The 10,015-nt window shown below is 64.7% G+C and carries 11 protein-coding genes; 6 read left to right on the forward strand and 5 right to left on the reverse strand.

The features are described 5' to 3' along the window. Positions 1-135: 135 nt before the first annotated feature. The 5 genes from PKE80_RS20260 (at position 136) to PKE80_RS20280 (ending at position 3,486) form a co-directional block, all read left to right on the forward strand. The gene (locus PKE80_RS20260) at positions 136-633 is read left to right on the forward strand and encodes an outer membrane protein assembly factor BamE (RefSeq protein WP_271184081.1); all 498 of its coding nucleotides are present in this window, start codon (positions 136-138) and stop codon (positions 631-633) included. Between the two features lie 44 nt (positions 634-677). Further along, positions 678-1,256, forward strand: coding sequence for an ATP-dependent protease subunit HslV (gene hslV / locus PKE80_RS20265; RefSeq protein WP_008832063.1), 579 nt, complete (start codon positions 678-680; stop codon positions 1,254-1,256). Positions 1,257-1,269: 13 nt separating this feature from the next. Then, on the forward strand, positions 1,270-2,568 hold the full coding sequence (gene hslU / locus PKE80_RS20270) for an ATP-dependent protease ATPase subunit HslU (protein WP_271184082.1): 1,299 nt from the start codon (positions 1,270-1,272) through the stop codon (positions 2,566-2,568). Positions 2,569-2,678: 110 nt separating this feature from the next. Then, positions 2,679-3,077, forward strand: coding sequence for a GFA family protein (locus PKE80_RS20275; protein ID WP_271184083.1), 399 nt, complete (start codon positions 2,679-2,681; stop codon positions 3,075-3,077). 208 nt (positions 3,078-3,285) lie between these two features. Further along, a complete protein-coding gene (locus tag PKE80_RS20280; RefSeq protein WP_232493580.1) occupies positions 3,286-3,486 on the forward strand; it encodes a DUF1737 domain-containing protein in 201 nt (66 codons plus the stop codon). Between the two features lie 3 nt (positions 3,487-3,489). Here PKE80_RS20280 and PKE80_RS20285 read toward each other — a convergent pair whose 3' ends face one another. Beyond that, on the reverse strand, positions 3,490-3,825 hold the full coding sequence (locus PKE80_RS20285; protein ID WP_271184084.1) for a hypothetical protein: 336 nt from the start codon (positions 3,823-3,825) through the stop codon (positions 3,490-3,492). Between the two features lie 33 nt (positions 3,826-3,858). On the opposite strand from PKE80_RS20285, the gene PKE80_RS20290 reads away from it, so the two are divergent. Next, a complete protein-coding gene (locus tag PKE80_RS20290; RefSeq protein ID WP_271184085.1) occupies positions 3,859-4,251 on the forward strand; it encodes a hypothetical protein in 393 nt (130 codons plus the stop codon). Position 4,252: 1 nt separating this feature from the next. Here the strand turns inward: PKE80_RS20290 and PKE80_RS20295 are convergent, their stop codons facing one another. The 4 genes from PKE80_RS20295 to PKE80_RS20310 form a co-directional block, all read right to left on the reverse strand. After that, positions 4,253-6,073, reverse strand: coding sequence for an ABCB family ABC transporter ATP-binding protein/permease (locus PKE80_RS20295; protein WP_271184086.1), 1,821 nt, complete (start codon positions 6,071-6,073; stop codon positions 4,253-4,255). A gap of 53 nt (positions 6,074-6,126) precedes the next feature. Further along, complete coding sequence (locus PKE80_RS20300) at positions 6,127-7,050, reverse strand: retroviral-like aspartic protease family protein (RefSeq protein WP_271184087.1); 924 nt, start codon at positions 7,048-7,050, stop codon at positions 6,127-6,129. Between the two features lie 97 nt (positions 7,051-7,147). Then, positions 7,148-8,680 (reverse strand): oligosaccharide flippase family protein, encoded by a 1,533-nt coding sequence (locus tag PKE80_RS20305; protein ID WP_271184088.1) that lies wholly within the window; start codon positions 8,678-8,680, stop codon positions 7,148-7,150. A gap of 7 nt (positions 8,681-8,687) precedes the next feature. Continuing rightward, positions 8,688-9,689 (reverse strand): glycosyltransferase family 2 protein, encoded by a 1,002-nt coding sequence (locus PKE80_RS20310; RefSeq protein WP_271184089.1) that lies wholly within the window; start codon positions 9,687-9,689, stop codon positions 8,688-8,690. Positions 9,690-10,015 lie beyond the last annotated feature (326 nt).

The following is a 10,015-nucleotide window of genomic DNA, read 5'->3' on the forward strand; positions in this document are numbered from 1 at the left end:
CCTTCTTTCCGTATCCAGGCTGAATCAGATCACACCGACTTCGTCAACGCGCTGTTAAGGCCGTCTGGCGATATATGGGTATGGGCGCGGCTGGCAATGCCTGCGGCTTCCATACCTGCGGTTTGGAGTGTTGAAATGCGCAAGGTGGGTCTCAAGGTGGCAGCGGCAGGCATTGCGCTGGCGGTCGCCACTCTGGTCGGCGGCTGCACGTCGATCCGCGACCATCGCGGTTACCTGATCGACCAGGCGCTGCTCGATTCGGTGCAGCCGGGCATCGACAACCGCATGTCGGTGGAAAAGACCCTCGGTCGCCCGACCTTCGAAAGCCAGTTCGGCACCAAGGACTGGTACTACGTCTCGCAGCAGGTGAAGACGCCGCCGTTCCGCAAGCCGCGCACGGACAGCCAGACCGTGCTGCGCGTCCGCTTCGACGCGGCTAACAACGTCGTCGGCGTCGACAAGCGCGGCGCGGAACAGGTCGCGCGGATCAATCCCGATGGCCACGTCACGCCGACGCTGGGCCGCCACCGCAGCCTGCTCGAGGATCTGTTCGGCAACATCGGCGCGGTCGGCGCGGGCGGCATGGGCGGCAACACCGGCTCGAACACGGGCCCCGGTCCGAACGGCAGCTGATCTCCTGTCTTGAACCATTCGGAGCGCGGCATATATCCGCGCTCATGAACAACGACGGGGCGAGCCACGGCCTCATTCAGTGGCACGGAACGACCATCATCGGCGTACGCAAGGGCGGCAAGACCGTCATCGCCGGCGATGGTCAGGTTTCCATGGGCAACACGGTCATGAAGCCGAACGCCCGCAAGGTCCGGCGCATCGGAGAAGGCGGCAAGGTCATCGCCGGCTTCGCGGGCGCCACTGCCGACGCCTTCACCCTTTTCGAGCGTCTCGAACGCAAGCTGGAGCAGTATCGCGGCCAGCTCATGCGGGCGGCGGTCGAACTCGCCAAGGACTGGCGCACCGACAAGTATTTGCGCAACCTAGAGGCGCTGATGATCGTCGCGGATGCCGATACCCTGCTGGTGCTGACCGGCAACGGCGACGTGCTGGAGCCCGAGGGAGCGGCTGGCGGCGACAGCCAGATCACCGCGATCGGTTCGGGCGGCAACTATGCTCTGGCCGCTGCCCGCGCGATCGACGCCTATGAAACCGATGCCGAGACGATCGCGCGCAAGGCCATGCAGGTCGCCGCCGACATCTGCGTCTTCACCAATGACCGCGTGACGGTCGAGACCGTCTGAGCCGGGAACCCACATGAACGACAATCTCACGCCCAAGGCGATCGTCGCCGCGCTCGACGCGCACATCGTCGGCCAGACCGAGGCCAAGAAAGCCGTCGCCGTCGCTTTGCGCAACCGCTGGCGCCGTCAGCGCCTGAATGCCGACCTGCGCGACGAGGTGACGCCTAAGAACATCCTGATGATCGGCCCGACGGGCTGCGGCAAGACCGAGATCAGCCGCCGCCTGGCGAAGCTGGCCGACGCACCCTTCGTGAAGGTGGAAGCCACCAAGTTCACCGAAGTCGGCTACGTCGGCCGCGATGTCGAGCAGATCGCCCGCGACCTCGTCGAGGAAGCGATCCGGTTGGAGAAGGAGCGCCGCCGCGAATCCGTGCGTGAGGCGGCCAGCAAGGCGGCGATGGATCGCCTGCTCAACGCGCTCGTCGGCGATGGCGCCTCGGAGGCGACGCGCGCCGCCTTCCACCAGCGCATCACCGAAAACGCGATGAACGAGACCGAAGTGGAGATCGAGGTCGAGGACGCTCCGGCGGGCCCGATGGAGATTCCCGGAATGGGCGGCTCGGTCGGCATGATCAACCTCGGCGACATCATGGGCAAGCTGGGTGGCCAGCGCATGAAGCGCCGCAAGATGAAAGTGCCTGACGCCTGGGACAAGCTGGTCGACGAGGAGTCGGAAAAGCGGCTGGATCAGGACGACGTCGCCCGCGTCGCGCTGGCGAACGCCGAGCATAACGGCATCGTCTTCCTCGACGAGATCGACAAGATCGCCGTCTCGGACGTGCGCGGCGGCTCGGTCAGCCGCGAAGGCGTGCAGCGCGACCTGCTGCCGCTCATCGAGGGCACCACGGTCGCCACCAAGTACGGCCCAATGAAGACCGACCATGTCCTCTTCATCGCCAGCGGTGCCTTCCACGTCGCCAAGCCGAGCGACATGCTGCCCGAACTTCAGGGACGCCTGCCGATCCGCGTCGAATTGAAGGCGCTGACCGAAGAGGACTTCGTGCGCATCCTCTCGGAGACGCGCGCCAACCTCATCGCCCAGTACAAGGCGCTCCTCGGCACCGAGCAGGTGACGGTGGAAGTGACCGCAGACGCCATCGGCGAGATCGCGAAGATCGCCGCGCAAGTGAACGAGAGCGTCGAGAACATCGGCGCCCGACGTCTCCAGACCGTGATGGAAAAGCTGCTCGAGGAACTCAGCTTCGAGGCCGAGGACCGCAAGGGGGAAACGGTGACGATCGACCAGACCTATGTGCGCGACAAGCTGTCCGGCCTCGCGGGCAACGCGGATCTGTCCAAGTACATTCTCTGACGGGCAGCACCGGAATGGTTCAGACGGGGCGCGGGCAGCTTGCTCGCGCCCTTTTTGTTCCTTGAATGTTCCTGTCAATCGCGTAGCTTCGGCGGCGAAGGAGAATCGCGATGAAACTCGAAGGTGGATGCCAGTGCGGCGCGGTGCGCTACAGCGTCGAAGGGGAGCCGCAGCACGTCGCGTTCTGTCATTGCGCCGATTGCCAGAAGTCTTCCGGGGCGCCGGCTGTCGCATGGGCAGCTTACGCGGCGGATGACTTCGCGGTGACGGCAGGAGCGGCTTCGTCCTACAGCTCCAACGGGGATGCGATCCGTCATTTCTGCCCGACGTGCGGATCCGGGCTCTATTACGTCAACGAAGCGGTCCTGCCCGGTCTGGTCGATATTCAGGTCGCCTCGCTGGACAAGCCCGATACCCTGCAGCCGCAGGCGCACATCCAGGTTGCCGAGCGTATCAGCTGGATGAAGCACGCGGCCAGCCTGCCGGAGTTCGAGCGCTATCCGGGATGACGGTGGCCTGTACGCTTGCAGAGCTGGATCTGGACGGAGTGAAACTCCATCCGGGGTTGGCCTTGCCTATGCTCGCCGGGTTGGAAACGGTCTTGGGACGAATGCCGTATGGCCGGGCTGTTTTTTGCAGGTCGATTATGCGATCGGGGCCTTGCCGTTCGGGCTGGAATGGCTAGGCATCTGATATCGGATAACCAGAGTGCTTCACATGTACCAGACCCCGGAAGATCGCCCCGTATATCGCCTGCTGACAGGAGCGGACGACCGTGCCTTCTGTGAGCGCGTGTCGGAAGCTCTGGCGCAGGGCTGGCGGCTCTACGGTTCGCCGTCACTATCATGGGATACGGCCGAGAACTGCATGAAGGCTGCCCAGGCCGTCGTCTGGCACGAGGCCGACGTCGTCAAGTGACAGTCAGCGAGGGGCGTCGTCCGTAGGGCTGACGTCGTGGTCTGCCCGATCCATGGCAAAGGCACGCTCGGCGATGCTCTCGGCCTTTGCCTGCGCCACATTGGAGGGCAGGGCCAGCGGGATGGCGCAGAGGGGCGTTGCCGCGAGGGCAAGCGCACCGATACCCGCAAAGCTGGACTTCATCGAATCATGTCTCCGGCAGAACTCTTCCCGAACGAACTGCTGAAGGTTCAAAGGGTTCCCTGACGGGTTCACCGTGATTGAGGCACGGTCCGCAGGCTTTCGCCTTGCCCGCACGCCCCGCATCGCGATGCTCGACTTGCCCTGACGCAGGAGCATTCAGGCTGATTGCTCCAGAATTTGCGGTCTGTAATGTTTTCCCGCCAGGTGATGTCGCCTGACGGGAAAACGCCTAAGCTTGCGGAGAACGACATGGTCCTCAAGACGGTCGCCCCTCTTGCCGCCGCGGCCTTCATCGCCGTGCCGGTCGCGGCGCAAGACATTGTGCCCATAATCTCGCCGGGTCAGGCAGCGGAGGGCGTGTTCAACCGTGCGCGCATGGAGGAACAGGCGCGCCGCCAACGCGAAAAGGATGCAGGGCAGGAAGCATCGAGCGATACGCCATCCGATTCCCGCCCCGCGCCCGGCACGCCGGAATTCCAGAAACAGGCGTGCGACAACCGCCCGATCTATCGCCGGCAATATGGCGAAGATCATCCGCAGGTCCAGAAACTCGAGGCGCTGTGCAAGGCCTCGGGTTACTGAACTACTCGGCGGCCTCGATCATCGCTTCGGCTTCGGCCGCCTGGCGCGCCCACATTTCTGCGTAGAGCCCGTCATGGCGCAGCAGTTCGGAATGGGTGCCGCTCTCGGCCAGCTTCCCTTCGTTGAGGACGAGGATGCGATCCGCGTCGGCGATGGTCGACAGGCGATGGGCGATCGACAACGAAGTGCGATGCTCGGCCACGCGGTGCAAGGTGGTGAGAATGTCCTGTTCGGTGCGGGAGTCCAGCGCACTGGTCGCTTCGTCGAGGATCAGGATCGGCGGGTTCTTGACCAGCGTTCGCGCGATCGCGACGCGCTGCTTCTCTCCGCCCGAGAGCTTGAGACCGCGTTCGCCGACTTCGGTTTCGAAGCCCTGCGGTAGCCGGTCGATCAGGCCCATCAGCGCCGCGCCGCGTGCCGCGGTCTCGATCTCCTGGACCTCGGCGCCGTCGCGGCCGTAGCCGATGTTGTAGCCGATGGTGTCGTTGAACAGCACCGAATCCTGCGGAACGATACCGATCGCGCCGCGCAGGCTCACTTGAGTGACCTCCCGTATGTCCTGCCCGTCGATCAGGATGCGGCCCGAAAGCGGATCGTAGAAGCGATAGAGCAACCGCGCGATCGTCGACTTGCCCGCGCCCGAGGGGCCGACGATGGCGAAGGCCTGACCGGCAGGCACCTCGAACGAAAGACCATGGAGGATCGTGCGGTCGGGTTCGTAACCGAAAACCACATCATCGAACACGATCGAAGGCTTGCGGATGACCAGCGCAGGCGCTCCCGGCGCATCGGAGACTTCCACCGAGGTGTCGAGCAGGCGGAACATCTCGGCCATGTCGATCAGGCCCTGCCGGATCGTGCGATAGACCATGCCCAACATGTCGAGCGGCCGGAACAACTGCGTGAGGTAGGTCTGCACGAAAACCAGCTGGCCCGCCGAATAATTGCCGCGCCACCAGCCGTAAACCGTCCAGGCCAGGGCACCCGCCATCAGCAGGTTGATCACCACGCCCTGCACGATGTTGAGCAGGCCGAGCGAATTCTCGCTCTTCACGGCGGCGACGGCATAGGCGCGGGTCGCCTGTGCGTATCGTTCCTCTTCCCGCTTTTCGGCGGAGAAGTACTTCACCGTCTCGTAGTTCAGCAGCGAATCGACCGCGCGGGAAAGGGCTTGCCCATCGAGGCGGTTCATCTGTTCGCGCAGCTTGGTCCGCCATTCGGTGATGACGCGGGTAACCCAGATATAGGCGGCAATGGCGAGCGCCGTCGCGGCGACGAGGCCGGGGCCGAAATTGACCCAGAAGATCACCGCCACGACCAGCAGCTGCAGCACGGTGGGGGCGATGTTGAACAGCATGAAGTAGAGCATCGTGTCGATGCTCTTGGTCCCGCGCTCGATGGTCTTGGTGACTTCGCCGGTGCGCCGGGCAAGGTGGAAACGCAGAGACAGTCGGTGCAACTGGCCGAACACGTTCTCCGCCAGCTGGCGCGTCGCGTCCTGCCCGACCTTCTCGAACACGATATTGCGCAAGTTGTCGAAGCCGGTCTGCGCCAGCCGTCCGGCCGAATAGCCGAGCACCATGAGCATGGTCAGCTGGAGCAGCTTCGGCCCGGTCGTGCCCATCAGGTCGACCGCCCACTTCATCATGTACGGCAGCACCAGCTGCGTCGCCGTAGAGAGAACGATGAACACGCAGGCCCAGACGATCCGCCAGCGCAGCGCCGGATTGTCGCGCGGCCACAGGTACGGCAGGAAGCGCAGGAGCGTGCGCCAGCCATCGTGGCGGGCATTGGAATCGCGAACGGCGGTATCGGGAGGCATCGGCGCTATTTAGGGCCTCGACGTCACGAAACAATCCGGCAATGCGCTGTCCGTCAACGCGCACCGGCCAGGTCAAACGAAACCTTGCGCTTCGTGAAGTCGATGGCGACACGCTTGAAGGCCCGCAATTCGCGCATGCCAAGGAAGATCGCGGGCTTGCGGCTGAGCTTCAGCTCGCTGAACGCGGGGGCGTCGGCATAGGCTATGACGACGTTGGATACGCCGATCCCGCCCAGCTCCAGCTTGTCCGCGACGCCGAGATCGACGGCGAGTTCCTGCCCGGTGACGCTCGATACCGCACCCTTGAGCATGGCCTGTCGTGGCTTCTTCGCCAGTGCCTCCTGCAAGGCGCGGTTGCCGATCGTGCCGCTGGCGCCGGTATCTATGACGACGTCGGTGCGTACGCCATCGATCAGCGCGTCGGTCATGATCAGGCGGCCGGAGCGCTCCTTGGCGCGCACCACAATCTCGAAGCCGCGCCCGCCGCCGGTCTCGGCAAGGTTGCCGATGGTGATGGTGTTTCGCGCGAAATCGAGGAGCACGCGCTGATGCTGCAGGCTGTCGGTGCCGAGAATCCCGTCGGCGCCCATGTTCGCGCGTTCGAGCAGGGGCACGGTCAGGCCGTAAAAGGCGCGCGGGCCGATCGTGATGGATTCGACCTGGGCCGTGGCGACGTCATGCGCTCCCGCGATGCCCACCACGCGCACTTGCGGTCCCTGCGCCAGCTTGAGGGTGCCTGCCAGCGCGGTTGAGACGACGGTGCGCTGGGATCCGGTGTCGATGAGGAAGCGATAGGGCCCGGTCCCATGGACGGCGACGGCGATGGTCATGCGTGCATGGGCGTCGGTGTCGCCCTGGACCATATCGCCCTGCGGCTCGGCGCCGGGCTGTGCGGGGCCCGTGATCGGGGCAGGGGTTGCCCCGAGGATAACGGGATTGGCGATCAGCATCGCCAGCGCCATGCTCATTCCCGACATTGCATCCTCCCCGCGAGGTACGTGCCTCGCGTTCTTTATAGAGAATGTCAGTTTATCACGATATTGCGTGGAACACTACGTGAAACGGATAAATATTTCAGCTTTGGCTGAGGCGCAGGCGCATCCGTATCGGCGTGAGAATGTGCCCCGCCATGCCCTTTATGTCGTCTCGAGCGGGGTGCCGAAACAGCATGATCGCGGCCACCCAGGCCACCACGGATGCCGTACCGGCGACTACAAGTCCGACGAATCCAAGCGTCGCCGGTGACCGCCACGCCGTGACGGCATAAAGCGCCGGCGCGATCGTCACCACCGCGACAAGGATGGACGATGCGTAGACCCTGACGGTCGCGCGCCAGCGAAAGCCGATCATCCGCTGGAGCCAGAACGCATAAAGAAAGAACCACCCGAGGCCGTAGACGAGCCGGGAGGCCGCCGCCGCTTCCACGCCGATGGCCGCCCCCGCCGCCAGCGTGCCGACCGACAGCGCTGTGTCCGCGAGGTTGAACCAGAGCAGGACTTTCAGCCGCCCCAGCAGGATCGGCAGGTCCATGTGCAGCGGCAGCGCGACGAAACAGCACTCGGCAATCGCGACGAAGGCGAGCAGCGGCGCCGCCTCGGCCCAGCCGGGACCGTAGAGCAACAGGATCACCGGCTCGCTGAGCACTGCCAGCAGGGCCATGGCGGGCCAGACGATCGCGCCATGCGCCGCGACCACGCGCTCGTAATAGGGGCCGAGATCCTTGCCCTCGTCGCGCAGTCGCGCGAAAGTCGGATAGTAGATCGCGCTCACCGCGCCCGCCACGAGGTAGTGAAGTTGCGTCGCCAGCGCGACGCCCCGGCTGAACAGGCCTGCCGCCGTCATGCCCTGCATGCGCCCGACGATAAGGTCGGGCGTGCGCATGCCGATCCCTCCGGAGAGATAGAGCAGCGCGCTGCCCGATCCGAATCCGATGATCTCGCGTGCCCTTTCGCGCCGTACCCGAAGGCTGGGCGGGGTCGGTCGCAGGATCTGGGCCGCCACGGCGCGCGCGGCGGCTTGTGCGATCATGGCCCAGGCGAGCGAAGTGGCCGAGAACCCCAGCGCCGCCAGCGTCAGCGCGCAGGCGCTGTTTGTTACCGATCCGGCGGCGTTGACGATGAACGTCGCCCTGAAGTCGAGCCGCCGCGACAGCAGTGCCACCGGCACGATGCTCCAAGGATTGAGCAGGTAGGATGCCGCGATCAGCCCGAATATGGGGAACAGTCTCGGTTCCCCATAGAACCGCGCCACCGGCCAGGCGATTGCGAGGATCAGCGCCGCAAGCAAGAGCGAGAACCCCGCTGCGATCACGGTGCAATGCCGCACCGTGTCCTCGTCGGCGGTGGGGTGCCGTCCCAGATAGCGGGTAAGTCCGAAGTCCTGGATCACTGAAAGGATCATCGCCGCAGCCAGCGCGACGGAGAACAGGCCGATCTCTTCGGGCTTCAGGAAGAAGCGCGAGACGATGACCGAGGTTGCGAATTGCAGCACGAATTGCGTGTACTGGCTCGCCGCTGCCCAGAGGGCTGCGGACTTTACGCTGCCGGTGCCCCGGCCTGCATCCGTGGCGCGGGGCTCGGCGGCGGGTGCTTCGATCTCGACCGTCATGGGGCGGTCAAGTCGAAGTCGAGGTCGTGAGCGTGGCGGCAAGGCGCAATGCACGCACCGGCTCGCCGAAGCGCACGAGTCTGGCGACGGTGCGCCACATGCCGTCACGCCGCCCGCCATCGCGCAAGTGGCTCACCAGCAGATCGAATCCTTCATCACGCATGGCGCTGGCCGAATAGAGCAGGCCGAGCGCGACCTGCTCGCGTACTTGCCGGGAAATGCCGGGACGGCCGAAAAGGGAGTCGAGTTCGCCGATCGGCGGCAGGTGCTCGAGGTCGGCGGTCGGATCGGTGCGTCCGGCCTTGCGCTCGCGCCAGGCGATCTGGGCGACGGCCGTGCCGATCTGCTGCTCGGTGGCGTGGCGGGAGGAGACTTGTCCAGGATAGCGCCGATAGCGCAACAGGCGCTCGGGAATATTGCCGAGCCTGGTCACGCTCGACAGACGCAGCCACAGGTCGAGGTCCTCGCAATGCCGGAATGCGGCGTGATAGCCGCCGACCGACCGGACTACGTCACGGCGATACATCGCGGCGGGATGGCATATCAGTTGCCCACCGATCTCTATCGCGGCGAGCAGTTCTTCGTGAGTCTCGGGATGGTCGGCACCGGACCGGACGAGCTTTTCGCCGTTTTCTCCGATGTCCTCGCTCCAACTGCCGACGACGCCATATTCGGGATGGCCCGCAAGAAAGCCGATCTGCCGGGCGAAGCGGTCCGGCCTGCAGATGTCGTCGGCGTCCATGCGTGCGATGATCGGTGCGCGGGCTGCGTCGATCATCTCGTTGAGGCTGGCCACGAGCCCGCGATTTTCGCGTACGATGGGGCGAATACGCGGATCGCGTTCCGCGTATTCGCGAATGAGTCCCGCCGAACCGTCGCTGGAACCATCGTCGATGATGAGGAACTCGAAATCGGCGAAGTCCTGCGCGAGGACGCTCTCGATCGCGGATGCAAGGAAGCGCTCGCCGTTGAAGACGCTCATGGCAACGCTGATCGCCGGTGTCGGCATGTAGGTAACAGATTCCTCAATCAAGGCCGCGCGCCGGAAAGCGCGTTTGCAAATCAGCCTTTATGCCTGCCGTGGTAAAGAAAGCGTTGGGGATGAGGAAGCCGGGGATGCAAGGGGGCAGGGGAAGCTTAAGCCTCGGGCGCTGACGCTCACATCCCCCTCTCCCGTTCGAAGGTCGGTTCATCGGGCGTTCCCCCCTTGTTGAAACATTTTTGAAAATTGGCTGTTGACCGAATCAGAAGCCCCCCTTAGAGGCCGCTTCACCGCAGCGGAGCACGCTTCTGCTACGGTCGCCAACACAGACGGACAGCTAGTTCCCCCGATCG

This window comes from Novosphingobium resinovorum (assembly GCF_027922145.1).
GTDB lineage: Bacteria > Pseudomonadota > Alphaproteobacteria > Sphingomonadales > Sphingomonadaceae > Novosphingobium > Novosphingobium resinovorum.

What these genes read in the sequence shown, in the direction of transcription:
- PKE80_RS20260 (WP_271184081.1), top strand. Translation starts at nt 136, where the DNA reads ATGCGCAAGGTGGGTCTCAAGGTGGCAGCGGCAGGCATTGCGCTGGCG.
- hslV (WP_008832063.1), top strand. Translation starts at nt 678, where the DNA reads ATGAACAACGACGGGGCGAGCCACGGCCTCATTCAGTGGCACGGAACG.
- hslU (WP_271184082.1), top strand. Translation starts at nt 1,270, where the DNA reads ATGAACGACAATCTCACGCCCAAGGCGATCGTCGCCGCGCTCGACGCG.
- PKE80_RS20275 (WP_271184083.1), top strand. Translation starts at nt 2,679, where the DNA reads ATGAAACTCGAAGGTGGATGCCAGTGCGGCGCGGTGCGCTACAGCGTC.
- PKE80_RS20280 (WP_232493580.1), top strand. Translation starts at nt 3,286, where the DNA reads ATGTACCAGACCCCGGAAGATCGCCCCGTATATCGCCTGCTGACAGGA.
- PKE80_RS20285 (WP_271184084.1), bottom strand. Translation starts at nt 3,825, where the DNA reads ATGCTCCTGCGTCAGGGCAAGTCGAGCATCGCGATGCGGGGCGTGCGG.
- PKE80_RS20290 (WP_271184085.1), top strand. Translation starts at nt 3,859, where the DNA reads ATGTTTTCCCGCCAGGTGATGTCGCCTGACGGGAAAACGCCTAAGCTT.
- PKE80_RS20295 (WP_271184086.1), bottom strand. Translation starts at nt 6,073, where the DNA reads ATGCCTCCCGATACCGCCGTTCGCGATTCCAATGCCCGCCACGATGGC.
- PKE80_RS20300 (WP_271184087.1), bottom strand. Translation starts at nt 7,050, where the DNA reads ATGTCGGGAATGAGCATGGCGCTGGCGATGCTGATCGCCAATCCCGTT.
- PKE80_RS20305 (WP_271184088.1), bottom strand. Translation starts at nt 8,680, where the DNA reads ATGACGGTCGAGATCGAAGCACCCGCCGCCGAGCCCCGCGCCACGGAT.
- PKE80_RS20310 (WP_271184089.1), bottom strand. Translation starts at nt 9,689, where the DNA reads ATGCCGACACCGGCGATCAGCGTTGCCATGAGCGTCTTCAACGGCGAG.